A 25,535-nucleotide genomic window follows, 5' to 3' on the forward strand; every position below is an offset into this window, starting at 1 on the left:
GGCCGCTCGGCCGGGGGAGGAGAGGACGATGGCGAGACGCCTGCCGTCCGACCCGCCCGTGATCGGCGGTTTCAGTCCCGTGCACGTCCTCGGGTCCGGTGGCTTCGCCGACGTCTTCCTCTACGAGCAGGACATGCCCCGACGACAGGTCGCGGTGAAGGTGCTGCTGGACGAGGTCGTCGACGACCGCGTCCGCCAGATGTTCCAGGCCGAGGCCAACCTGATGGCCCGGCTCAGCACGCACCCGTCGATCCTCACCGTCTTCCAGGCAAGCGTCGCTGCTGACGGACGTCCCTACCTGGTCATGGAGCTCTGCTCCTCGTCCCTCAGCGAGCGCTACCGTCGCGAACCGATTCCCGTGTCCGAGGTGCTGTCGATCGGCATCCGCATCGGTTCGGCGCTCGAGACCGCACACCGTGAGGGCGTGCTGCACCGCGACATCAAGCCGTCGAACATCCTGCTGACGGCTTACGGCAACCCCGTGCTCTCCGACTTCGGCATCGCCGCGACGATCGGGGGCACCGACCCGGACGAGCCGATCGGCATGTCGATCCCGTGGTCCGCGCCCGAGGTCCTGATCGACGAGTCGCGCGGCACCATCCAGTCGGAGGTGTACTCGCTCGCGGCGACCGTGTACTCGCTCCTCGCCGGGCGCAGCCCGTTCGAGGTCCGCGGCGGCAAGAACGGTGCGAACGACCTGATGCACCGGATCGACAAGGGCGGCGTGAAGCCCACCGGTCGCACCGACGTGCCGCCCTCGCTCGAGCGCCTGCTCGCGACGGCGCTGTCCCGGAAGCCGCAGGGACGTCCCGCGACGGTGATCGAACTCGTGCGTGGGTTCCAGCAGGTCGAGGCCGAGCTCGGCATCCCGCAGACGTCCGCCGACGTTGCTGTCGAGGCCTGGGCGATCTCGACGCCGACCCCGCACGGTGACCGCACCGTGATCCGTGAGCTGCAGCCACCCACCCGGGTCGGCGGGCGTCGTCGCACCCGCCGCGCGGTGCAGGGCGGGGTCGTGGCCGGCGGTTCGCACAGCGTCGGCACCGTGCACCGCACGGGGTCCGTGACCCGTGCCCGGCGCCGGACCCGTTCGACCCTGGTGTGGGCGACGTCCCTCGCTGTCGTCGTGGTCGCCGCCCTCGCGATCGCCACGGTCGTGGTCGTCGGTCGGCTCGGCGCCGGGGCCATCCCGGTCGTGGACGAGGTCCGTGCCGAGCCGTCGCCGCAGTCCGTGTCCTTCAGCTGGACCGACCCGGGGCTGCGCAGCGGCGACACGTACGTCATCTCGTCCGACGGGTCCTCGAGTCAGCAGACCGGCACGACGTTCGTCGTCTCCGGCGAGGGGGGCGACGAGGAGTGCATCGCCGTCGCCGTGAACCGTGACGGCAAGACGGGCGCGGCGAGCGCGCAGAAGTGCGCGACGATCGGGAGCGCCGGGTGATCCGGGCACTCCTCGCCAAGCACCGCTCCGCCGCCGTCACCACCGGTGCCTCGGTGCTCGTCGCCGCCGTCGTCGCGACCACCGCCATCGTCTCCACCGGGTACCACACACAACGTGTCGACCTCGGCGACGGCACCGTGTGGGTGCCGTCGGCCGAGTACGGCGCGGTCGGCCGGGCGAACACCGGCATCCTGCAGTTGAACACCGCGGTCGAGACGGCCAGCGACGACCTGTCCGTGCTCCAGCGCGGCTCCACCGTCTACAGCGTCGACGAGACCAAGGGCACGGTCGCCCGGGTCGACGTCGCCGACGCCACCGTGGGTGATGCGATCACGCTGCCGGCGGGGACGCCGCAGGTCTTCTTCGCGGGCGACACCGCGGTCATCGGCAACGCGGACACAGGCGAGCTCTGGGCGACCCCCGCGAGCGACCTCGCCGAGTTCGACGCTTCGGCCAAGGCAGACCTGACCCTGGGCGCCGACACCGTCTTCGACGCCTCCGACGGCCACGTCGCGGTCTACTCCGCGAAGACCGGGACGGCGTCGTTGGTCGACGTCGGCGCGACCCTCACCGTCGCCGAACGGTGGAAGGTCGACATGGACCGGGGCGACGACTTCCAGGTCGCCACGTTCGACGGGCACCTTGCCGTGCTCGACCGCACGAGCGGTGCCCTGTCGGTCGACGGCCGCACGGTCGAGCTCGGCGACCGGGTCGGGTCGTCGCCGGCCCTCCAACGGTCCTCCGACAGCACCGCCCAGGTCACGGTCGCGGGCACGGCGGGCCTGGTCCGCGTCAGCGCCTCCGGCACCGTGGACGCCACCGCACTCCAGGTGTCCGGACGAGCCGCGCGGCCCTACGTCGACGGCTCCTGCACGTACGCGGCCTGGGCAGGCGGACAGGCGATCGACACGTGTGACGGCAGCGCGTTGCAGCGGCTGGCGAGCACCGGCGGCACGAGCGAACTGCAGATCCTGCACAACGGCGCCACCGTCGTCGCCAACGACCCGACGAGCGGCCGTTCCTGGGCCATCGACCGGAGCGGTCAGCTCATCGACAACTGGGCCGACCTGATCAAGCAGGACGACGACCAGCAGCAGGAGCAGGTCTCCGACGACGACCCCGAGGTCGACAAGGACCAGAAGCCGCCGGTTGCGGTGGACGACGAACTGGGCGCTCGTCCGGGACGCACCACGAGCCTCCCGGTCCTGCTCAACGACTACGACCCGAACGGTGACCCGATCATCGTGAGTGAGGTCGGCACCATCTCGAAGTCCGCCGGTCGCGTCGCGATCGTCGGCGACGGTCAACGTCTGCAGGTCACGCTGTCGTCGCGCGCCACCGGGACCGTGACGTTCCCGTACACGATCACCGACGGCAACGGGGGATCGGACACCGCGACCGTCCGGATCAGCGTGCGCCCCGACAGCGAGAACGAGGCCCCGCGACAGGTCCGCGACACTTCGGCCGACGTCGTCCAGAACGGGCACGTCGTCTCGAACGTCCTCGGCGACTGGGTCGACCCGGACGGCGATCCGGTGTACCTGGAGTCGGCGACCGCGTCGAACGGCGACCGGGTGTCCACCACGCCGGACGGCCTGCTCGACTTCCGGAACGACAGCGGCCGCACCGGTGAGCGGTCGGTGCAGCTGGTCGTGAGCGACGGACGCGCCGACGGACGGGGAGCCGTGACGGTACGGGTCGCCAAGCAGGGCACCGTCCCGCTGCGCGCCGATCCGTTCCCCGTGTCCGGCTACGCCGGCAAGGCCTTCACGGTCGAGCCGCTCGACCACGTGCGCGGTGGCAACGGCACCGTGACGCTGACGAGCGTGTCGTCGGCGTCCGGGCTCACGGTCACCCCGAGCTACGACGCAGGGACCTTCCGGGTGCAGGGGGAGCGGGCGGGCGACCACCAGCTCGAGTACACGGTGACGGACGGCGTGAAGACCTCGAGCGGCATCGTCCGGGTGACCGTCCTCGCGCCGCCGGACGCCTCGACGGCGCCGATCACCACGCCGAAGACGGTGTTCGTCAACACGCTGTCCACGAAGGACACGGACGTCACCGCGACCGACATCGACCCGGCGGGTGGTGTGCTGCTCGTGACGGCGCTGGACGGGCCCGCACGGGGCAGCGGTGTGCAGGCGAGCATCCTCGACCAGCACACGGTCCGCGTCACGCTCACGGCGCCGCTCGACGGTCCGGTGTCGTTCGGGTACACGGAGACGAACGGCCTGGCGTCGTCCCCGGGCACGATCACCGTCGTCGAGATCCCGAAGCCCGACCGCATCCAGCCACCGGTCGCCCAGCCGGACACCGCCACCGTGCGCGTCGGAGACGTCGCGAACATCGACGTGCTCGGCAACGACACCCAGCCCGAGGGCGAGCCGTTGACGCTCCAGCCCGAGCTGGTGCAGAACGTGCCGGGCGACGGCGGCCTGCTGTTCGCCTCCGGCGACCACCTGCGCTACCTCGCCCCGAAGACGCCGGGCAACCACACCGCCGTCTACCGCGTCGCCGGGCCGGACGGCCAGTACGCCGACGCCGCGGTGTCGATCTCGGTGCGCGAGCGCGACGCCGCCACGAACAACCCGCCGGTCCCGCAGACCGTCACCGCGCGCGTCGTCGCCGGGTCGTCGGTGCGGGTCAGCGTGCCGCTGAACGGGATCGACCCGGACGGCGACTCCGTCCAGCTGGTCGGCGTGGGGTCCAACCCCGACAAGGGATCGGTCACCGACGTGGCCTCGGACGCCCTCACCTACGAGGCGGGCGACTACTCGGCCGGCACCGACGAGTTCACCTACACCGTCGTCGACGCCCTCGGGGCCCGCGCCACCGGCACCGTGCGGGTCGGCATCGCACCCCGTGCCGAACAGGCCTCGAACCCGGTGGCCGAGGCCGACCACGTCACGATCCGCCCCGGCGGGTCGGTGACGGTGCGCGTCCTGCAGAACGACTCCGACCCAGAGGGTGGGCAGCTGACCGTATCGCAGGCCGAGCCGACCGCCGAGGACGTCACCGCGAAGGTCCTCCGGAAGCAGCAGATCCGCGTCACGCCCCCGAAGTCGGCGACGAGCGGTGACTTCGCGGTGCTCTACACAGTCGCGAACAGCAGCGGGGGATCGAGCACGGCGTTCCTCACGGTGACCGTCGACCCCGACGCCCAGCCGCTCCGGCCCGAGGTCGACGACACGACCCTCGACCTACAGGACATCCTGCACCGGCAGAGCGTGACGGTCGACGTGCTCGACAACGTCTTCTTCGCCGAGGGCACCGCTGCCGACCTCCGGGTCGGGGTCGTCCCCGGTTACGGTGACACGGCGACGCCGACCGACGACGGCCGCATCACCGTCCGGTTGACCGACGACTCGCAGGTGATCCCGTTCTCGGTCGCCCGGGCCGATCACCCGGACATCGTCTCCTACGGCTTCATCAACGTGCCGGGCTTCGACGACGCCCTGCCCCAGATCAACCGCAGCGCCGGTGCGGTCACGGTGAAGAGCGAGGCGACCGTCCGCATCCCGCTGCAGGACTTCGTCGTGACGGCGAACGGCGAGACCGCGAAGATCACCGACCGCGGCACGGTCAAGGCCACCCACGCCAACGGGCAGAGCCTGGTGGTGGACTCGTCGACGCTGCAGTTCACGTCAGCGAAGCTCTACTACGGCAGGGCGTCGATCTCGTTCGAGGTCACCGACGGGTCGTCCGCGAACGGCGGCAAGGGCCGCGTTGCCACGCTCGTGCTCCCGATCACGGTCACGCCCCGGTCGAACCAGCCGCCGGCGTTCACGGGGTCCTCGCTCGAGATGCAGCCGGGGGAGACGCGCAAGATCGACCTGACGAAGCTGACCGACTACCCGTACCCGCGGGACCTGCCGGAACTCCGGTACTCGATCGTCGGCCGGCCCGCTGCCGGCACGACCGCGTCGATCGCGAAGCAGCAGCTCACGATCGCGGTCGCCGACACCGCGAGGAAGAACACCACCGCGTCGATCGGGATCGGTGTCGCGGACGACGCCAACAGCGGTCGCGCCGGCACCGTCACGGTGGGCGTCGTCGCCTCCACCCGTCCCGTGGTCCAGCCAGGCGCCGACCGCTCGGTGACCAAGCGTGGAGCGACCACAACCATCGACGTGCTCACGAACGACCAGCCGACCAACCCGTTCCCGGGAGAGCGGCTGCGCGTCGTGAACATCCGGGGTCTGTCCGGCGGGCTGCCGAGCGGCGTCACCGTGACGCCGAGCGGTGACCGCACGCGCCTGCAGGTCTCGGTCGCGGACGCCGCGAAGCCCGGCGACGCCCACCTGCAGTACCAGGTGGCGGACGCGACGAACGACCCCGACCGGTACGTCTGGGGCGACGTCACCATCTCGGTGCAGGACGTCCCGGACGCTCCTGGAGCGCCCACCCGCACCGGCTCCTACGACGGCGGTCAGGTCACGCTCGCCTGGTCGACACCGCAGGGGAACAACTCGCCGATCACGGGCTACCGCGTCGTCGGGACCAACGGCGTCTCGAAGAACTGCGGGACCGCGACGGTGTGCACGATCACCGGACTCGATCCGAAGGCGTCGTACCGGTTCCAGGTCGTCGCGACCAACGCGATCGGTGACTCGAAGCCCTCGGCCCGCTCGGGTCCGATGAGTGCGGACTTCGTGCCGGCACCGCCGAAGGGCATCACGGTCACGCCCAGCAAGGCGACGCCGAACCAGCTCGACGTCAAGTGGGGCAAGGTGTCCGCGCCCAACAACGGCAGCGCTGTCGACGACTACATCGTCACGATCGAGGGCCCCGGCCTGTCGACGACGCGGCACACCGGCACCGCCACCAGCACCTCGTTCACCGGCGCCCAGGGTGCAGCCCAGTACAAGGTCACCGTGTCCGCTCGCAACGCTGCCGACCGCAACGGCACCGTCGTGCAGTGGAACTCCGCGTCCGCCACCGGCAGTGCCGTCGGGACACCGGGCGTCCCGACGCTGAACGCGTCGCGCGACGTGTCGCCCGGGCGGACGAACGTGTCGCTCAGTGCGGCCGAGAGCGACTGGGCCGGGGGTGGCCGAACGCTCACGATCGTGCGGTACCCGCCCGGGGCGAACATCCCGAACGGTTGCTCGACCACCGGCTCGGACAAGCGCTGGGACGGCGGCAGCGCCAACGACACGCTGAACTCGAACGGCAACTTCCAGTACGTCGCGCTCGCCGACAACGGTCTGTTCTGCACGCCGAGCCGTGCGGCGTCCGTGCAGGGGTTCTCCGCTCCGGGGACGGCGTCGGCCGACATCGGCGTCGAGCGGTTCAGCGAGGACGACGGCACGTTCGCGATCCGCATCCGGAACCCACGAGCCCAGCCGAGCCCCAACGGATCGATCGACCACTACGCCTACTCGGTCAACGGCGGCGGCCTCGTGTCCTTCGGCGGGAACGGCGCCTGGGTCACCGGTGCCGCGTTCGGCGCGACGGTGAGCGTGACCGTGGTGGCCTGTGCGGACGGCACGTCCAACTTCTGCGGGGACGGCTCCACGGTGGGCGGGCTGCGCCCGGTGCAGACCCGCGCTACGCTGCCGGATTCCGTGACGGCGGGGACGCAACTGACGGTGACTGCTCCGCCGCAGAACGCCGGGCTCCAGCCGACCGGCTACCGCGTCGTCTTCTGCGCCTCTCGGTACTACCAGCTCTGCGGAGAGGGCACGGTCTACGCGCCGGACGCCCTGCCGACGGTCGAGGACGCACCGCTCTCGCGTTACGTGTACGTCGCGGCGATCGTCGACGGCCACGAGGACCCGAACCCGCCGAGCGCGTCGATCGATGCGGCACCGGAACCGGAGCAGCCAGCTCCCGAGCAGCCCGCCCCGGAACCCGCTCCCGGCGGCTGACGCCCGCCCGACCTGCCCAGACCCGCCCTCCGCCGCACCTCTCCCCACGACCGAAGGACCATCCCGCATGAGCATGACCCCGGAGCAGGCCACCTGGTTCGCCGACGTCGCAGGCCGCATCGTGACCAACGTCGAGCAGGTGCTCCTCGGGAAGACGTTCGTGATCCGCCTCGCGGTCACGGCGATGCTCAGCGAGGGGCACCTGCTCCTCGAGGACGTCCCCGGAACGGGCAAGACGAGCCTCGCCCGGGCGATGGCGCAGAGCGTGCAGGGCACCACGAACCGCATCCAGTTCACCCCTGATCTGCTGCCGGGCGACATCACCGGCATCAGCGTCTACGACCAGCGGACGCAGGAGTTCGACTTCCACCGCGGGCCGGTCTTCGCGAACATCGTGCTCGCCGACGAGATCAACCGTGCGAGCCCGAAGACGCAGTCCGCGCTGCTCGAGGCGATGGAGGAGTCCGCGATCACGGTCGACGGCGTCAACCACCGTCTCGCCGCGCCCTTCATGGTCATCGCGACCCAGAACCCGATCGAGCAGGCCGGCACCTACCGCCTGCCCGAGGCGCAGCTCGACCGCTTCCTCATGAAGACCTCCATCGGCTACCCCGACCACGCCGCGACGGTGAAGATCCTCGAGACCTCGTCCGCACCGTCGGCTTCGGTCCCGCTGGCGAGCGTCGTGCCCGCCGCGACCATCACCGAGATGGCCGCGCTGGCGCGCACCGTGCACGTCGATGCCGTGATCGCCGACTACGTCGCCCGCCTGGTGGACGCGACCCGCTCCGCGAGCGAGGTCCGGCTCGGCGTGAGCGTCCGTGGGGCGATGGGCCTGATCCGCGCTTCCCGTGTCCTCGCGGCGCTGAGCGGCCGGCACTACGTCACGCCGGACGACGTGAAAGCGCTGGCCGTCCCGGTCCTCGCGCACCGCCTGGTGCTCGACGCCGAGGCCGAGTTCGACGGCGTCAGCGCGCCGAGCGTCATCGCGCAGCTCCTGGTGGAGACCTCGCCGCCCGCCGACCGGGTCACGACGTGACGGACCGCCGGCCCGTCTCCACGCGCTCGCGCCGTCCGTCCTCGACGCGGTCGCGTCGTGGCACGACGGCGTACGAGCGCACGGGGACGGTCACCGGCATGACCAACGTCCGGACGCGCATCGTCGGTGACCGTGAGGGCGTGGCAGCTGATGCGGTCATCGGGATCGTCCGGCTCTGGGCAACGGCCTGGAGGCTCGTCCTGCGTCTCTGGGGCGAGGTCTCGTCCGTCGTCACCGGGCTCGGGTGGACGGTCGCCGCCCTGACGCTCGTCGCGTTCGTGACCGGCTACCGGTTCGGGCTGCGGGAGATCGTCGTCGTCGGGTTCGCCGGCGCCGTGCTCGCGGTGGTCGCCGCGGTGGCGTTGATCGGCCGGTCGCGGCTGGCGATCCGGATGCGGCTGCCGCAGCACCGTGTGGCGGTCGGGGACGACGCCGGCGTGGTCATCACGGCCGAGAACCCCACGCGTCTGCCGTCGGTGCCGACCACCGTCGAGGTGCCGGTCGGGTCCGGCCTGGTCGACGTCGCGATCCCGGCCATCGGGCCGCACGGTACCTTCGAGCGGCAGGTCCCGGTCCCGACGCTCCGCCGCGGGGTGCTCGACGTCGGTCCGGTGACGGGTGTCCGCGCCGACCCGGTGGGACTCGTCCGCCGCGAGCTCGTCTGGACCGCCCGCGAGCAGGTCATCGTGCACCCGCGCACGATCGCGATCCCGTCGACGAGCACCGGCCTGGTGCGCGACCTCGAGGGGCAGGCGACGACGGACCTGTCGCCCGCGGACATCGCCTTCCACGCCATCCGCGAGTACATGCCCGGCGACGACCCGCGCACCATCCACTGGAAGTCGACGGCCAAGTCCGGCGCGCTCATGGTCCGGCAGTTCGAGGACACCCGTCGCTCGCACCTCGTCGTCGCGCTCGGCATCGCCCGAGGTGAGTTCGCCGACGACGAGGAGTTCGAGCTCGCGGTGAGCGCGGCCGCGTCCCTCGGCGCGCGGGCGATCCGCGACGGCCGTGAGGTCTCGGTCGTGGTGTCCCAGCGCACGCCCGAGTTCGCGAAGCGTGCCGTGTACGCCGTGCGGACGCTCCCCACCGTGACGCCGACGCGCCTGCTCGACGACTTCGCCTCGGTCGGCCTCGCTGACGCGTGCCTGCCGATCGCCGAGGTCTCCCGGATCGTCGGGAGCGACACCGAGGGCATCTCCGTCGCGTTCCTCGTGGTGGGGTCGACCGTCGGCCTGCCCGCGCTCCGACTCGCCGCCACGCGGTTCCCCGTCGGGGTGGAGGTCGTCGCGGTGATCTGCGAGCCCGAGGCCCAGCCGCGGTTCCTGCGCGTCGCGGGTCTGACGGTGATGACCATCGGCTACCTGGACGACCTCCGGCACGCCCTGCACCGATCGGCGTCGGCAGCATGAGCGGCGCTCCCGTGACCACCCCGGCCCCCGCCGTGGACCGGGCGAGGCGCTCGACGCGGCGTTCCGACCGTCGCGACGCACGGCGGCTCGTGCCGTTCCGGCTCGCCGGCGGCACGCTGGCGGTCTGGCTGTTGCTGGCCGTCGCGAGCACGTCCTGGTGGCCGGTGTACCGGGACGGCGCGATGATCACGGCCGCCGTCACGGCGATCGTCGTCGGGACGGTCGTCGCGCTCCTCGGCACCCTGTTCCGGCTGCCGACCGCCGTCGTGGCGATCGCGACCGTCGCCGCCTTCACACTCACCGGCGTCCCCGCCGCCGTGCCGAGTCAGGCCAACGGCCTGCTGCCCACCGGACGCGGACTCCTCGACCTCTTCGCCGGCGTCGCCCTCGGCTGGAAGCAGCTGGTGACCATCAGCCTGCCGGTGGGCTCCTACGAGGCGCTCCTCGTGCCGTACTCCGTGACGCTGCTCGTGGCCACGGTGACGGCCGTGAGCGTGGCGACCCGCGCCTCCAGGCAGGAACTCGCGAGCATCCCGGCACTGGTGCTCTTCGCGGTGGGCGTCGTCGTCGGGCCGAGCCGGCTCGACACGTCGATCCTGACCGCGGTCGTCCTGGTCGGCCTCGCCCTCGTCTGGGCGCTGACCGTGCGGCACGCGCGTCGCGCGGTCGCGGTGGCGACCACCATCGGTGCACGCGTGCCGGTGGCGCGGTCGATCGTCCGTCCCGCCCTGGTGGGAACCGGCACCATCGTGGCGGCGGCGGTCGTGGCGACCGGACTCGGACTCGTCGCACCTCCGTCGGGTGAGCGCACCGTCGCACGCACGGACGTCGTGAAGCCGTTCGACCCGCGCGACTACGTCAGTCCGCTCAGCGGGTTCCGCGCGTACGAGGAGTCCACCGCCTCGGACGCGACCCAGCTCCGGGTGACCGGCCTGCCCGAGGGCGGGTTCGTCCGCATCGCGACGCTCGACACCTACGACGGCGTCGTCTACCGCGTGGGCGGGGCAGACGGCTCGGCCGGCTCGGGCACCTTCGAACGTGTGCCGACCGCGGTCGACGTCCGTGGCGTCCGGGGCACCACGGTCCACGTCGGTGTGACGGTCGACGGGTACCGCGGTGTGTGGCTGCCGACGGTCGGTGACCTGGAGCGCGTGGAGTTCACCGGGCAGGACGCCGACGACGAGCGCGGCGCCTTCTTCTACAACGGATCGACCGGCACCGGCGCCGTGGTCGGCGGAGTGGGGGACGGCACGTCCTACGACCTGACGGCGGTGCTGCCCGACCAGCCGACGGAACGGCAGCTGGCCACCGCGCGCCCGGGGAGCGCCGCCGTGCCCACCGCACGGGACGTCCCCGACGCCGTGCGCGACACCGTGGAGTCCACGACGAAGGACGTGTCGGCACCCGGTGCGAAGCTCCTCGCCGCGGTGCAGTCCCTGCAGCGGAACGGGTACGTCAGCCACGGTGTCGGCGACGACCGGATGAGTCGGTCCGGCCACGGCGCGGACCGTGTCCAGGAGCTCCTCACCGCACCCCTGATGATCGGGGACCAGGAGCAGTACGCCGCGGCGGCCGCGCTGATGGCGGACGAGATCGGGTTCCCCGCACGGGTCGTGATGGGCTTCACGGCCGGGGGAGACTCGGGCCGCGACGGCGCCGCAGTGCGTGGCGGGACGACGACCTTCCGTGGGTCCGACGTCACGGCCCGCATCGAGGTGGACACGGCGCAGTGGGGATGGGTGATGCTCAATCCCAACCCCGAGGTGCGCGAGATCCCGAACGAGCAGCAGCAGACCCCGCAGCCGGTCACCCGACCGGAGACGGTCGTGCCGCCGCCCCCGGTCGACCAGCAGGACCAGGACCAGCAGGCGCCGCCCGAGAGCGACCGGAACACGCCGCCGGTGCAGCCGCTCTGGCTCCAGATCCTGCTCGCGGTGCTGCCCTGGGCCCTCGGGACCCTCGGTGTGGTCGCGCTCGTCCTGCTGCCGTTCGCTGTGATCGTGCTGCTGAAGCGACTGCGGCGCCGACGACGGCGGAACGCCACCACACCCCGCGGTCGCATCGTCGGCGCCTGGGACGAGTACCGTGACGCACTGCTCGACCGCGGGCACGACGTGCGGCGGTCCGCCACCCGACGCGAAGCCGTGGTCGGTGCACCGGGCGACGGCGGCGCCGGACTCGCCGCGCTGGCCGACCGTGCGGTGTTCGGTCCGAGCGATGCCGACCAGACCACCGCAGGCCGCATGTGGTCGGCGACCGACGACGCGATCGGGTCGCTCCGGAGGGGTCGGACCCGGCGGGAGCGGTTCCGCACCGCCGTCTCGCTCCGGTCACTGCGGGGAACGGGACGCCGTCCGACGGCACGGTCCCGTCGGACGACCGACGGCCAGGCTGCGTCGGGGCACGGCGACTACGATGTCCAGAGGCCGGACGCGCGTCGTGGACGGCCGAGTGAGGACAGAGGCACCACGTGATCAGATGCGAACACTGCGGATCGATGCTCCCGGACGGAGCGATCTTCTGCGGTGAGTGCGGACGCGCGGTCACCGCCGCGGCGAACCGTCGCCCGGTCGCGCCGACCCCCGTCGAACAGGCACCGCCGCCACCGTTGCAGCAACCCGACGCCCACGGCCGACGGTCCGACCCGGCCTCCGACGCCTGGTTGCCCGAAGCCACGCTGGATCCCGCCACGCGTGCCTGGCTCACCGGTGCCGACCGTCGTGGGACCGAATCGCCGGCACCCGTGCCGGTGCAGCGGCCCGACGACTTCGCCCCGCGCCAGGCCCCCTCCCACGTGCACGGTGCCGGGTCCGGGCTCGAGGACTGGTCGGGTGCACCGAGCCAGTCCGAGTCCGAGCCTCCCCTCGATCCCGACGCGTACCCGTCCGGACCCTTCGATGCCGACGACCCCGAACGCACGCGGATCGCGCCGGCTCCCGGTCGCCCCGAGACGCCCGAGGACCCGATCCGCGATGCTGCGTCGTCGGTCCCGGACCAGGCGGCGCGACAGCCCGTCGAGCCCCAGCCCGTCGAGCCCCAGATTGTCGAGCCGCAGCCCGCTGCCGAGCCCTCCGTGCCGGTGTGGGCACCGCCAGCTGCCACCGCACCCCCGGCGGCACCCGCTGGTCCGTCCTGGTGGGTGGGTCGCGGTACCCCGGCTGCCGAGGCGCCGGCTGATCCGGTCGTCCCGCCGATGCCGGGAGCACCCGCCGAACCTGCTTCCGAGCCGGACACCGAGCAGGACACCGAGCAGCACACCGCTGCTCCTGCGTCAGACGAAGAGCTCGCCCGGCAGGCCCAGGAAACACACGAAGGCAGCAACGCCTCCGGGACGGAGCCCGACGAGCTGGTCGTGGCCGCGTCGGAGAAGAGCGCCACCGACGACCAGCCGGCCGTCGTGTCGCCCCCGCAGCCCGGGGACACCGCCGTGGTCGAGCCGCTGATCGACCGCCGACCGCCCCGTCCGGCACCGCTCGTCACGCCGGGCATGCACGAGACGACCATCTGCCACGTCTGCGGCAACCGGCTCGAGCCCGATGACATCTTCTGCGGCGAGTGCGGAGCCGTCCGTCCGGCGGTCACCGCAGCCTTCACCGGCCCGGTCATGCCGCTGCCGATGACCCGACCCGACTGGGCAGCCGAGGAGTCCGACGGCACGCAGGCCCCCGACGCGGGCAACGAGCCGGACGAACCGGACGGGTCTGACCCGGGTGCGGCTGAGCCCGCGGGTTCGACCGGGTCCGATGCGCGCGCCGCAGGCGACGAGCCGCACCACGGGATCCCGGTGGACGACGAGTTCCTGCGCGCCGAGGTCGAGCAGTCCGATGTCGGCCGACGCCCCCGTGGGGCGCACGCTGCCCCGGTGACCGAGCCCGATCCGCCGACCGGGACGTCCGCCGTGCCGCGCACGCCGATCCCGCCGGTGCCCGGTTCCGCCACCGTCCCCTCCTCGGTGCCGTCCGCCACCACCACGGGCGCGCCCGCTGCTGCACCGCTGCCCCCGATCCCGGGAGCGACCGGACCCGCGCTGCCGCTCCCGCCCGTCGACCGGTCGGAGTCGCACGCGGTGGCCGATGCGCTCGACGACCCCGACGAGGACGTCGACGAGACCCGCATCGTCGCGAAGACCCCGACCCGGGCGCAGTTCGTGCTGCACTTCAGCACGGGCGAGCGGCTCGGGGTGCACGGCACGGGCCTGCTCGGCCGACTGCCGCGACCGCAGCCGGGGGAGCGGTACGACGACCTGCTGACCGTGCACGACCCGGGAAAGTCCGTCTCGAAGACGCACCTCGAGCTCGGCCGCGACGGCGACGACCTGTGGGTCTCCGACCGGTTCTCCGGCAACGGCACGGTCGTGCGGCACATCGACGGATCGATCCGCCGCTGCGAGCCCGGCCGGCGGTACCGCGTCGAACGCGGTGCACGCGTCGACATCGGTGAGCAGTTCTTCCTGGTGCAGTAGGCGACTTCTCCACAGATCGGGTCCCGGGCCGGCGCTGAGCCGCTCGTTCCTGGTGCGATGGGGTCATGTCCCGGTTCGCCGCTCGTTGCGTGGTCGTGGGGGCCGCGGTCGCGCTCGTCGTGGCCGGGGTCCTCGCGCCGATCAGCGGCGCGGGGCAAGGTGTCCTGCTCGGCGCGGGTGCGTGCTGCGCCCTGGTCGACGTGGTGCTGCACCGTTCGGCGTCGCCGGATCCCGGGACCCCTCCGGTCGCGTTCGTCGCGCCGCCCGCGCCCGACCAGCCCGCCGAGCTCGAACCGTTCGGTGTGCCGGAGGCGCCGACCGGAACGGTCCCCGAGGACGGCGACGGCACGCCGGCGATCGTCCTCGGGCACTGTCCGGGCGGCCGCGTGCTCCGGGTCGACGCGGCGTCCCACCTCGTGGTCGTCGGTGCCGGAGCACTCGCCGTCGCGGTGTTCCGCGGGCTCGCCGAGCAGCTCCGAGCCGCTGCCGTCCACACCGACGAGGACCTGCGCTGGGCCGCTGCTCCCGAGGTCCTCGACGCCGTGGGGATCGGCAGCGCCGATCAAGCCCGGAGCACCCGGTCAGCGAGCACCCTGTCGGTGCACGCGCTGCCGTCGGGGACCTCGGTCGCGGTGCGGATGGGCGCCGACGGCCGACCCCACGGCTCCGTGGTGCTCGTGGCCGGACTCGGATCGGCGCCCCGTCAGCGGGACGTCACCGTCGAGGTCTCGCGGTACGGCTGTTCCGTCCGTCGACCCGACGACCACACGGTCGACCGGGTGTCCCCGGCGCTGCCGGTCCTCGTACCCGACACCGTGAGCGCCGTTCGATGACCAGCGCCGAGTTGCGATCAGCGCAACCCGGCGCCGACCCGCACCGCGCCGACGGGAACACCACCGCCGAGCACCCGCTCACCGGTCGCCTCGAGCACCTCGGCCACCCCGTCCGACGCGACGAGCCCGTTCCGCTCCAGCAGCGCCAGGGCCGCCAGGGTGCCGGCCCGCTGCGAGCCGTCGAGCACCTTCACGGCCACGGCGGCGCCTCCGGGCAAGCCCATGACCATGACGCCCTCGGCGCCGAGCTTCGCCAGCACCTGCAGGCGCTCGATGGTGACCGTGTTCGCGCGTCCGACGCCGTCGATCGCCCACGGGTGCGCCAGGACCGCATCGGTCAGCGCAGCGGAGTCGTCGTCGGCCCGCGCCACGACACCGGCGAACCCGCGTGCCAGCCCCGTCAGGGTGAGCGGGAAGACGGGGGCGCCGCAGCCGTCCGTGCCGACCAGGTCGACGGTCTCGTGCGTGTACTCCTCGACGACGGAACGCACCCGCTGCTGCAACGGGTGCTCGATGTCCAGGTACGTGGCTTCGTCCCAGCCGTTCACCCGGCAGGCTGCGAGCATGCCGGCGTGCTTGCCGGAGCAGTTCATCGCCAGGCGGCGGGGGCCGTCCATCGTCCGAGCGGTCCCGCGGTCGAAGGGCATGTCGGGCGGGCAGCCGAGGTCGGCTTCGACGTGGTCGAAGGACTCGAGCATGTGCAGGGCGAGCGCCTGGTGCGCCGCGGTGCCGGCGTGGCTCGCGGTGGTGAGGACGAGTTCCTCGTCGGAGAACAGCGCACCTGCACGGCGGACCGCCAGGGCCTGGAACGGCTTCATGGTGGAACGTGGGTAGATGCTCGCGGTCACGTCACCCACGGAGTCGATCACCGCGCCGGTCGCGTCGACGACGACGCCGGCGCCGACGTGCCGGCTCTCGTCGAACCCTGAGCGTTCGAGCACCGCCAGCTCGACGGAACCGTCGGCGGTGAGAGGATGGCGATCACTGCGGACTTCGGGGCTCACCGTCATGCCGCCATGCTAGCCAAGGCGAAGGGGCGCACCCGTGCACGACCACTCCTACGAGGTCTCCGTCCGCTGGACCGGTGACCGCGGGACCGGCACCTCCGGGTACCGCGACTACGGCCGCGAGCACGTGGTCTCCGCGACCGGCAAGCCCGACGTCCCCGGCTCCGCCGACCCGACGTTCCGCGGGGACCGTGACCGCTGGAACCCCGAGGAGATGGTGGTCGCGGCGCTGGCCCAGTGCCACATGCTCAGCTACCTGCACGTCGCGGTGACGAAGGGCTTCACCGTCGTCGACTACCAGGACACCGCGACCGCGTCGCTCCGCCTGAACCGCGACGGTTCGGGTGAACTGACCGAGGCGACCCTGCACCCGGTGGTCACGATCCTCGAAGCCGACCGGGTCGCGGACGCCGAAGCAGCACACGTCACCGCCAACGAGCTCTGCTTCATCGCGCGGTCCGTGGCGTTCCCGGTGCACCACGAGCCGCAGCTGGTCGTCCGACCTGCGTCATTGGCAGGGGACTCTTCGACAGGTGGGGCAGACTAGGTCCTCGTGAAGCGTCTCCGCCTGCTCCCGATCGCCATCGTCCCCGCCGTCGTGCTGGGACTCGCCGCCTGCTCCGGCTCCGGTTCGAACGGGTCCTCGGCCTCGCCGACCCCCTCGGCGAGTGCCACGGCCTCGGCGATCACCTCCTGCCCGGACCCGGGCAAGTCGTCCGATGCCATCAAGGCGACCGGGTCGTTCGGTGGACCGAAGGCCCCGACCGTGAAGTTCTCGTCCGGCCTGTCCGCGAAGACGCCGCAGGCCACCCGCCTCGTGAAGGGCAAGGGCGCGGCGCTCGACGAGGGCGACTACGCGCAGGTCTCCTACAGCGTGTACGAGGCATCGGACGCCAAGAAGCTCGGCACCGTCGGCTTCGACGAGGGCAACCCGCAGGTGCTCTCCGTCGGGGGATCGGGCTTCGGCGCGCTCCTCGCCTGCTCGAAGGTGGGCGACCGGGTCGCCGCGGTCGGACAGTCCTCCGCACTCGGCTTCAACACCGGCGGCGAGATCGTCGTGGTCGCCGACGTCGTCGCACAGACCCCGACCAAGGCGACCGGCACCCCGCAGGACCAGGACCCGGGCCTGCCCACGGTCAAGGACAAGGCCTCGGGCGAGCCGGAGATCACGGTCCCCGACGGTGTGAAGGCGCCCACGAAGACCACGGTCGAGGTGCTCAAGCAGGGCGACGGCACCGAGATCGCCGACGGCGACACCGCCCTCGTGCAGTACAAGGGCGTCGTGTACGACACCGGCAAGGAGTTCGACTCCTCGTGGTCGAAGGGTGTCCCCACCACCTTCACCGTGTCGGAGAGCGCGCTCATCAAGGGCTTCGTCACCGGGCTCGTCGGGCAGAAGGTCGGCTCACAGGTCCTGATCGTCGCCACGCCGGAGGACGCCTACGGCGCGAACCCGCAGGAGGGCTCGGGCATCCCGAAGAACGCCACGCTCGTCTTCGTGGTCGACATCCTCGCCAAGGGCTGACCGTGACGGACGGCCGCCTCGGCAGCACCGGTCCGGATCGTCGGCGGATCGTCGTCCTCGGCAGCACCGGCTCGATCGGCACCCAGGCGCTCGACGTCGTGGCCCGCAACCCCGACCGGTTCGAGGTCGTCGGGCTCACCGCCGGCAGCAACCGCGAACTCGTCGCCGAGCAGGCCGCCCGGTTCGGGGTCCGCGACACGGCGTTCGGCGCGGCCGACTCGGAGCAGCTCGTCCGGAGCGTCGAGGCCGACGTCGTCCTGAACGGCATCACCGGCTCGGTCGGCCTCGGCCCGACGCTCGCGGCGCTCGAGAGCGGTGCCACGCTCGCCCTGGCGAACAAGGAGAGCCTGATCGTCGGCGGCTCCTTCGTGCAGCAGGCCGCAGCGCCCGGGCAGATCGTGCCCGTGGACAGCGAGCACTCCGCCATCGCGCAGGCGCTGCGCTCCGGCTCCGACGCCGAGGTGCAGCGGCTCGTCCTCACGGCGAGCGGCGGTCCGTTCCGTGGGCGCACCCGCGAGCAGCTCCGCGACGTCACCCCCGCGCAGGCCCTGGCGCACCCGACCTGGGACATGGGTCTCGTCGTCACGACGAACTCCGCGACGCTGGTCAACAAGGGGCTCGAGGTCATCGAGGCACACCTGCTCTTCGACGTCCCGTACGACCGCATCGACGTCACCGTGCACGCGCAGTCGATCGTGCACTCGATGGTCGAGTTCGTCGACGGCTCCACCATCGCCCAGGCGTCGCCGCCGGACATGCGTCTGCCGATCGCGCTCGGCCTGGCCTGGCCGGACCGGGTGCCCGGCGTCGGTGTGCCGCTCGACTGGACGACCGCGAGCACGTGGACGTTCGAGCCGCTCGACCAGGACGCCTTCGGCGCCGTCGCCCTCGCGAAGCGCGTCGGCGAGCTGGGCGGGACGTTCCCGGCCGTGTTCAACGCCGCGAACGAGCAGGCCGTCGCCGCGTTCCACGCCGGCGCGATCGGTTTCCTCGACATCGTCGACACGGTCGAGCGCGTCGTCGAGGAGCACACCGCGGGGGAGTCGTCACTCGACGGCGTGCTCGCCGCGGAGCAGTGGGCGCGCACCGCTGCGGACCGCAAGCTGACCCGCTGACGCGAGTCGCGCCTCCCGGTCGACGCAGCGGCGGCAGACCGCGGACGGCGATGGACGGGAGGCCCGGATCACCTCTCAGACGGCGCTCGGCTCCGTCATGGAATCAGTCCCGTACTCTTTCCCGGTGACCGTCGAATCCGTCCTGCTCTTCGTCCTCGGCGTGGTCGTCTTCATCATCGGCCTGCTGGTCTCGATCGGACTCCACGAGCTGGGGCACCTGTCCTTCGCGAAGCTCTTCAACGTCAAGGTGACGCAGTACTCGCTGGGCTTCGGCAAGGCGATGTGGTCGTTCAAGCGGGGTGAGACCGAGTACGGGATCCGTCCGATCCTGCTCGGTGGGTACATCTCGATGGTCGGCATGCTCAAGCCGCGGGCGTCGGGCCGGGCCAACGCGATCACGAACACCGGCATGTACGGCGCGTTCGTGCAGGACGCCCGCCAGGCCAGCGCCGAGCAGATCGCGGACTCCGGCGGTGACGACTCCCGCGCCTTCTACCGCCTGACGCCCTGGAAGCGGATCATCGTGATGGTCGCGGGCCCGGCCATGAACCTGGTCATCGGCATCGTGCTGTTCGGTGTGCTGCTGTGCGGGTTCGGGGCGCCGACGACGACCTTCACGTCGAGCGTCGGGTGCGTGCTGCCGAACAGCCAGACGACCGAGTGCTCGCCGGGCGACGCGGTGTCCCCGGCGAAGCAGGCGGGCATCGAGTCCGGCGACGTCGTGCTCTCGGTGAACGGCGAGCAGGACCCCACGATCTCCCGTGTCTCCGAGGTCTTCCAGGAGTCCGCCGGTGAGCAGGTCACCGTGGTCGTCGAGCGCGACGGCGCCCGCAAGACCCTCGAGATCACCCCGACGACCGCCACCCGCGACGTCTACGACGCCGAGGGCAAGGTGGTCGAGAACGATGACGGCACCACGAAGACCCAGCGCGTCGGCGTGGTCGGCGTCAGCATCGGGCAGTCCCTGGTGCGGCAGTCCCCGGCCGAGGTGCTGCCCGCGACCGGCGCCCAGATCGCGGCGTCGGCGCACCTGATCATCGACCTGCCGCAGCGCCTGGTCGCGGTGTGGAACGCCGCGTTCGGTGCCCAGGAGCGGTCGCAGGACAGCCCCGTGTCGGTGGTGGGCGTGGGCCGTGCGATCGGCGAGGTCTCGTCGATGAGCGGTGTCCCCGTGGTCGACAAGGCGTACACGATCCTCGGGCTGCTGGCCTCGCTCAACATCGGCCTGTTCGTGCTGAACATGGTCCCGCTGCTGCCGCTCGACGGCGGACACATCGCGGGTGCGCTCTGGGAAGCGATCAAGCGGCGGTCGTTCAAGCTCGTCGGCAAGGCGGATCCGGGGCCCATCGACCTGGCGAAGACGATGCCGCTGACGATGGTCGTCGTGGTGCTGTTGGCGGGTATGAGCGCGCTGCTCATCTACGCCGACATCGTGCGGCCGGTGAACCTGTTCGGGTAGTCGCTCCGGCGTTACGATCAGCGGATGACCACAGCCGCCCCGAACCCTCCCGAGGTTCGCACCGTCGAGCGCCAGGGCCTCGACGTCATCGCCGAGTCCGATCGGAAGGGCACCCCACGAGGACTGTTCTGGCCGTGGTTCGCGGCGAACATCTCCGTCCTCGGCCTCGCCTACGGGTCGTTCGTCCTCGACTTCGGGATCTCGCCGGCCCAGGCGACGATCGTCTCGGTCGTCGGGGTCGCCTTCTCGTTCCTGCTGTGCGGCATCGTCGCGATCGCCGGCAAGCGCGGGTCGGCGCCGACGATGGTGCTCAGCCGCGCGGCCTTCGGGGTCCGCGGGAACCGACTGCCCTCGTTCCTCAGCTGGGTGCTGACCGTCGGGTGGGAGACCTCGCTCGCCGCGGCGGCCGTGCTCGCCACCTCGACGGTGTTCACCGAACTCGGGTGGGACGGCGGCGTGCTGACGAAGGTCGTCGCCCTCGTCGTGGTCGCGGCCCTCATCGTCGGCGCCGGGATCGCCGGGTTCGACGTCATCATGCGTCTGCAGGCCGTCATCACAATCGTCACGGCCGTACTGACCGTCGTCTACATCGTGCTCGCTGCGCCGACGATCGACTTCGCGACGTTGGGTGCTCTGCCGTCGGGCAGCGCCCAGAGCGTGACCGGGGCCCTCGTCCTGGTGATGACCGGCTTCGGACTCGGCTGGGTGAACGCCGCGGCCGACTACTCCCGGTACCTGCCCCGTTCGGCCTCGACCCGTGGCGTCGTCGGGTGGACCACGTTCAGCGGCGCCCTCGCGCCGGCGATCCTCGTGGTGATCGGTGTCATGCTCGCCGGGTCGTCGCCGGACCTGCAGGCAGCGATCGCGAACGACCCGATCGGCGCCCTGACGACGATCCTGCCGGTGTGGTTCCTGATCCCGTTCGCGATCGTCGCGATCCTGGGGCTCGTCGGCGGTGCGGTGCTCGACATCTACTCGTCCGGACTGGCGCTCCTGAGCGTCGGCGTGAAGATCCCGCGTCCGGTCGCCGCCGGGGTCGACGGCCTGTTCATGGTCGCCGGCGCCGTGTACATCGCGTTCTTCGCCTCGAGTTTCGTCGCGCCGTTCCAGGCCTTCCTCATCACCCTCGGCGTGCCGATCGCCGCCTGGGCCGGCATCTTCGTCGCTGACGTCGTCCTGCGACGCCGCGCGTACGCGGAGGCCGAACTCGACGACCGTCACGGACGCTACGGCGACGTCCGGTGGCTGCCGATCGTGCTCGTCGTGCTCGGCACCGCGCTCGGCTGGGGTCTGGTCACGAACACCCTCGGCGTGCCGTCCTGGCTCAACTGGCAGGGCTACCTGCTCGAGCCGTTCGGCCTCGGCGGACGCAAGGGGCCGTGGGCCTACGCGAACCTCGGCGTCCTCGTCGCCCTGCTCGTCGGGTTCCTCGGCACGCTGCTGTTCGCGCGCGGGTCGATCCGTCACCAGGAAGCGCTCGGCACGCCGGACGACCTGCGATGAGCGCGGAGATCCCCGACGACGCCTGGCTCGTCGTCATCGACATGCAGCAGGTCTTCACGGGCGAGAACCCGTGGGCCGCCCCGCGGTACGACCATGCCGGCGCCGGCATCGAGCGGCTCCTGCCGCGGTTCACGGGCCGCACGGTCTTCACCCGCTTCGTGGCGCCGGCGCAGCCCGAGGGGGCGTGGGTGCCGTACTACCGCGACTGGCCCTTCGCACTGGTCCCGGGCGCCGACCCCCTCTACGCGCTCACCGAGCCCTTCGCGTCAGCTGCCGCGGACCGGAACGACCCCGTCGTGACGGAACCGACCTTCGGCAAGTGGGGGACGAGCCTCCAGGCGGTCGTCGGCGACCACCCGCACCTGGTGCTCACGGGGGTGTCGACCGACTGCTGCGTGTTGTCGACCGCGCTGGCGGCGGCCGACGCCGGTGCGACGGTGACCGTCGTGGCCGACGCCTGCGCCGGCGGGACCGACGCGGACCACGACCGTGCGCTCGCGGTGATGCGGCTCTACGCCCCGCTCATCACGGTCGTCGACTCGGTCAGGGAGCTCTGAACAGACGCACGGGGACCGGACCCAGCACGGTCAGATCGAGCGCGTAGAGTGCTCACGTGCCCGCAGTCAACCTCGGTATGCCCAAGTCCCCCGAAACCCTCGCTCCGCGTCGCAAGTCGCGGCAGATCCGGGTCGGCAAGGTGCTCGTGGGTGGCGACGCCCCGGTGTCCGTGCAGTCGATGACCACGACGCAGACCACCAACATCAACGCGACGCTGCAGCAGATCGCCGAACTCACGGCGTCGGGCTGCGACATCGTCCGGGTCGCCGTGCCCACGCAGGACGATGCCGACGCGCTGGCGATCATCGCGAAGAAGTCGCAGATCCCCGTGATCGCCGACATCCACTTCCAGCCGAAGTACGTCTTCCAGGCGATCGACGCCGGCTGTGCTGCCGTCCGGGTCAACCCGGGCAACATCCGCAAGTTCGATGACCAGGTCGGCGCGATCGCCAAGGCCGCCAAGGACGCCGGCGTCTCCCTCCGGATCGGCGTGAACGCGGGATCGCTCGAGCCGAGCCTGCTGCAGAAGTACGGCAAGGCCACCCCCGAGGCGCTCGTCGAGTCCGCGGTGTGGGAAGCCTCCCTGTTCGAGGAGCACGACTTCCACGACTTCAAGATCTCGGTCAAGCACAACGACCCGATCGTGATGGTCAAGGCCTACCGGCAGCTCGCCGCCGCCGGCGACTGGCCGCTGCACCTCGGCGTGACCGAGGCCGGCCCGGAGTTCCAGGGCACGATCAAGAGCGCCACCGCGTTCGGCATCCTGCTGGCCGAGGGCATCGGTGACACCATCCGCGTGTCGCTCTCCGCTCCGCCCGCGCAGGAGGTCAAGGTCGGCCTGCAGATCCTGCAGTCGCTCAACCTGCGCGAGCGGAAGCTCGAGATCGTCTCCTGCCCGAGCTGCGGTCGCGCACAGGTCGACGTCTACCAGCTCGCGAACGACGTCACCAAGGGGCTCGAGGGCATGACCGTCCCGCTCCGTGTCGCCGTGATGGGCTGCGTCGTGAACGGACCTGGCGAGGCGCGCGAGGCCGACCTCGGCGTGGCCTCCGGCAACGGCAAGGGGCAGATCTTCGTCAAGGGCCAGGTCGTCAAGACCGTGCCCGAGGCCGAGATCGTGCAGACCCTGATCAACGAGGCGAACCGCATCGCGGACGAGATGGGGCCGGCCGCCGCCACCGGCACGCCCCAGGTGATCATGGCGCCGTAGGCGCGACCACCCTCCGGACCGGAGGCCCGGTGCCAGCTGGCACCGGGCCTCCGGTCCGTCGTCGTGGGGTGCCGGCGCTGGTACCGCACGGTGCGGACTCCGCGCTTCCGTGCCGGGTGGATCGCTCCGCGCGAGCCTGCGGCCGCGCACGGAGCAGCTGGTGCCGCACGAGCGAGCGAACCTCGCACCGTGCCGCCCGCGTCGCTCGAGCCCGGCGCGGGCCGCGGGGCGCGGGCCCCCGCAGGGAGCCCGCGCGGTCGGTCCGCCGCCACTAGGCTTGCCCCGTGGTCACACGGCTTTCGCATCTGTTCCTCCGTACGCTCCGCGACGACCCCTCCGACGCCGAGGTGACGAGCCACAAGCTGCTCGTCCGCGCCGGCTACGTCCGTCGCCAGTCCCCGGGGATCTTCGCCTGGCTGCCGCTCGGACTCCGGGTGCGCGCCAAGATCGAGGCGATCATCCGCGATGAGATGATCGCTGCCGGTGCGCAGGAGGTCCTGCTCCCGGCGCTGCTGCCGCGCGAGCCGTACGAGGCGACGAACCGCTGGACCGAGTACGGCGACGGCATGTTCCGCCTGCAGGACCGCAAGGGCTCCGACTACCTGCTCGCACCCACGCACGAGGAGATGTTCGCCCTCCTGGTGAAGGACCTGTACTCGTCCTACAAGGACCTGCCGGTCACGCTGTTCCAGATCCAGGACAAGTACCGCGACGAGGCCCGCCCCCGCGCCGGCCTCCTGCGCGGCCGCGAGTTCACGATGAAGGACGCGTACTCGTTCGACCTCACCGACGAGGGCCTCGAGCGCAGCTACCAGGTCATGCGCGACGCGTACGAGAAGATCTTCGCCCGCCTCGGCCTCGACTACGTCATCGTCCAGGCCGACGCCGGTGCGATGGGCGGCTCCAAGTCCGAGGAGTTCCTGCACCCCATCGGCGTCGGCGAGGACACCTTCGTCCGCAGCGCAGGCGGCTACGCGGCCAACGTCGAGGCGTACGTCACCCCCGTCCCCGAGTCGCTGCCGATCGAGGGCCAGCCCGAGCCCGTGCTGCTGCCGGCGTCGGACACCCCGACGATCGACACGCTCGTCGCCCACGCGAACCAGGTCGCGCCCCGCGAGGGCGCTCCGTGGACCGCGGCCGACACGCTGAAGAACGTCGTCCTCGCGCTCACCCACCTCGACGGCACACGCGAGGTCGTGGTCGTCGGCCTGCCCGGCGACCGCGACGTCGACCTGAAGCGCGCAGAAGTGTCCTTCGCTCCGGCCGAGGTCGAGGCCGCCGGCGACGACGACTTCAAGAAGCACCGGGGCCTGGTGAAGGGCTACATCGGACCGCAGGTCCTCGGTGCCGACAGCGCCACCGGCCTCCGCTACTTCGTCGACCCGCGCGTGGTCGACGGCACGAGCTGGATCACCGGCGCCAACGAGCGCGGCGTGCACGTCTCCGGCCTCGTCGCCGGCCGTGACTTCGTGGCCGACGGTGTCGTCGAGGTCTCCGACGTCCGGGCCGGTGACCCGTCCCCGGACGGCTCCGGTCCGCTCGAGACCGCGCGCGGCATGGAGATCGGGCACGTCTTCCAGCTCGGTCGCAAGTACGCCGAGGCGCTCGGTCTCAAGGTGCAGGACGAGAACGGCAAGCTCGCGACGGTCACGATGGGCTCGTACGGCATCGGCGTGACCCGCATCCTCGCGATCCTGGCCGAGTCCCACAACGACGAGAAGGGCCTGGTCTGGCCGAAGAACGTCGCGCCGTTCGACGTGCACATCGTCGCCACGGGCCGTGACCAGGTTGCCTACGATCTGGCGGCCTCGGTCGTCGCCGAGCTCGAGGGCGAGCGGTTCGACGTGCTGTACGACGACCGCCCGAAGGTCTCGCCCGGTGTGAAGCTCCGCGATGCCGAACTGCTCGGCATGCCGATCGTCGTCGTCGCCGGCCGCGGCGCCGCCGAGGGCGTCGTCGAGCTGTGGGACCGCGCGACCGGCGACCGCCGCGACGTGCCGGTGGCCGACCTGCTCGACGCGGTCCGCGCGATCTAGACGCGACCCCTGACGGACTGGAGGCCCGTGGCGACGCCGCCACGGGCCTCCAGTCCGTCTCGTGG

Annotated in this window: 16 protein-coding genes; 15 read left to right on the forward strand and 1 reads right to left on the reverse strand. The window is 71.8% G+C overall.

Features of this window, described 5'->3' with window-relative positions; all coding sequences use genetic code 11:
• The first annotated feature begins 28 nt into the window (after positions 1-28).
• From Q9R26_RS06980 to Q9R26_RS07010, 7 genes are all read left to right on the forward strand, one after another.
• Positions 29-1,441: a serine/threonine-protein kinase gene (locus tag Q9R26_RS06980; RefSeq protein WP_311226880.1), complete on the forward strand. Its 1,413-nt coding sequence runs from the start codon at positions 29-31 to the stop codon at positions 1,439-1,441.
• On the forward strand, positions 1,438-7,311 hold the full coding sequence (locus Q9R26_RS06985; protein WP_311226881.1) for an Ig-like domain-containing protein: 5,874 nt from the start codon (positions 1,438-1,440) through the stop codon (positions 7,309-7,311). Before Q9R26_RS06980 ends, Q9R26_RS06985 begins: the two co-directional genes overlap by 4 nt.
• A 67-nt stretch (positions 7,312-7,378) precedes the next feature.
• A complete protein-coding gene (locus Q9R26_RS06990; RefSeq protein WP_182065794.1) occupies positions 7,379-8,350 on the forward strand; it encodes a MoxR family ATPase in 972 nt (323 codons plus the stop codon).
• Between the two features lie 98 nt (positions 8,351-8,448).
• Positions 8,449-9,762, forward strand: coding sequence for a DUF58 domain-containing protein (locus tag Q9R26_RS06995; RefSeq protein ID WP_259578012.1), 1,314 nt, complete (start codon positions 8,449-8,451; stop codon positions 9,760-9,762).
• An 11-nt stretch (positions 9,763-9,773) separates the two neighbouring features.
• Positions 9,774-12,236 (forward strand): transglutaminaseTgpA domain-containing protein, encoded by a 2,463-nt coding sequence (locus Q9R26_RS07000; protein WP_311226882.1) that lies wholly within the window; start codon positions 9,774-9,776, stop codon positions 12,234-12,236.
• Entirely contained in the window at positions 12,233-14,224 is a 1,992-nt protein-coding gene (locus tag Q9R26_RS07005) for a zinc-ribbon domain-containing protein (protein ID WP_396136818.1), read from the forward strand. Before Q9R26_RS07000 ends, Q9R26_RS07005 begins: the two co-directional genes overlap by 4 nt.
• 65 nt (positions 14,225-14,289) lie before the next feature.
• Complete coding sequence (locus Q9R26_RS07010; RefSeq protein WP_311226884.1) at positions 14,290-15,057, forward strand: hypothetical protein; 768 nt, start codon at positions 14,290-14,292, stop codon at positions 15,055-15,057.
• Between the two features lie 17 nt (positions 15,058-15,074).
• Here Q9R26_RS07010 and Q9R26_RS07015 read toward each other — a convergent pair whose 3' ends face one another.
• Positions 15,075-16,067: an asparaginase gene (locus Q9R26_RS07015; protein ID WP_182065799.1), complete on the reverse strand. Its 993-nt coding sequence runs from the start codon at positions 16,065-16,067 to the stop codon at positions 15,075-15,077.
• A gap of 34 nt (positions 16,068-16,101) precedes the next feature.
• Between Q9R26_RS07015 and Q9R26_RS07020 the strand changes: the two genes are divergently transcribed.
• The 8 genes from Q9R26_RS07020 (at position 16,102) to Q9R26_RS07055 (ending at position 25,470) form a co-directional block, all read left to right on the forward strand.
• Complete coding sequence (locus Q9R26_RS07020) at positions 16,102-16,611, forward strand: OsmC family protein (RefSeq protein WP_209134307.1); 510 nt, start codon at positions 16,102-16,104, stop codon at positions 16,609-16,611.
• 6 nt (positions 16,612-16,617) lie between these two features.
• Positions 16,618-17,589 (forward strand): FKBP-type peptidyl-prolyl cis-trans isomerase, encoded by a 972-nt coding sequence (locus tag Q9R26_RS07025; RefSeq protein WP_071404621.1) that lies wholly within the window; start codon positions 16,618-16,620, stop codon positions 17,587-17,589.
• A gap of 2 nt (positions 17,590-17,591) precedes the next feature.
• Positions 17,592-18,704, forward strand: coding sequence for a 1-deoxy-D-xylulose-5-phosphate reductoisomerase (gene dxr, locus Q9R26_RS07030; protein WP_311226885.1), 1,113 nt, complete (start codon positions 17,592-17,594; stop codon positions 18,702-18,704).
• Between the two features lie 124 nt (positions 18,705-18,828).
• A complete protein-coding gene (locus tag Q9R26_RS07035) occupies positions 18,829-20,163 on the forward strand; it encodes a site-2 protease family protein (protein ID WP_311226886.1) in 1,335 nt (444 codons plus the stop codon).
• Positions 20,164-20,187: 24 nt separating this feature from the next.
• Complete coding sequence (locus Q9R26_RS07040) at positions 20,188-21,666, forward strand: cytosine permease (RefSeq protein ID WP_311226887.1); 1,479 nt, start codon at positions 20,188-20,190, stop codon at positions 21,664-21,666.
• The gene (locus Q9R26_RS07045; RefSeq protein ID WP_182065803.1) at positions 21,663-22,223 is read left to right on the forward strand and encodes a cysteine hydrolase family protein; all 561 of its coding nucleotides are present in this window, start codon (positions 21,663-21,665) and stop codon (positions 22,221-22,223) included. The genes Q9R26_RS07040 and Q9R26_RS07045 overlap by 4 nt, the downstream gene beginning before the upstream one ends.
• Before the next feature lie 56 nt (positions 22,224-22,279).
• The gene (ispG, locus tag Q9R26_RS07050) at positions 22,280-23,434 is read left to right on the forward strand and encodes a flavodoxin-dependent (E)-4-hydroxy-3-methylbut-2-enyl-diphosphate synthase (RefSeq protein ID WP_171907786.1); all 1,155 of its coding nucleotides are present in this window, start codon (positions 22,280-22,282) and stop codon (positions 23,432-23,434) included.
• Between the two features lie 284 nt (positions 23,435-23,718).
• Positions 23,719-25,470, forward strand: coding sequence for a proline--tRNA ligase (locus tag Q9R26_RS07055; protein ID WP_311226888.1), 1,752 nt, complete (start codon positions 23,719-23,721; stop codon positions 25,468-25,470).
• The last annotated feature ends 65 nt before the right edge of the window (positions 25,471-25,535 follow it).

The organism is Curtobacterium sp. BRB10 (assembly GCF_031844325.1).
Lineage (GTDB): Bacteria > Actinomycetota > Actinomycetes > Actinomycetales > Microbacteriaceae > Curtobacterium > Curtobacterium poinsettiae_A.

Coding starts and splice junctions, on each gene's coding strand:
- Q9R26_RS06980 (WP_311226880.1), top strand. CDS start 29: ATGGCGAGACGCCTGCCGTCCGACCCGCCCGTGATCGGCGGTTTCAGT.
- Q9R26_RS06990 (WP_182065794.1), top strand. CDS start 7,379: ATGAGCATGACCCCGGAGCAGGCCACCTGGTTCGCCGACGTCGCAGGC.
- Q9R26_RS06995 (WP_259578012.1), top strand. CDS start 8,449: ATGACCAACGTCCGGACGCGCATCGTCGGTGACCGTGAGGGCGTGGCA.
- Q9R26_RS07010 (WP_311226884.1), top strand. CDS start 14,290: ATGTCCCGGTTCGCCGCTCGTTGCGTGGTCGTGGGGGCCGCGGTCGCG.
- Q9R26_RS07015 (WP_182065799.1), bottom strand. CDS start 16,067: ATGACGGTGAGCCCCGAAGTCCGCAGTGATCGCCATCCTCTCACCGCC.
- Q9R26_RS07040 (WP_311226887.1), top strand. CDS start 20,188: ATGACCACAGCCGCCCCGAACCCTCCCGAGGTTCGCACCGTCGAGCGC.
- Q9R26_RS07045 (WP_182065803.1), top strand. CDS start 21,663: ATGAGCGCGGAGATCCCCGACGACGCCTGGCTCGTCGTCATCGACATG.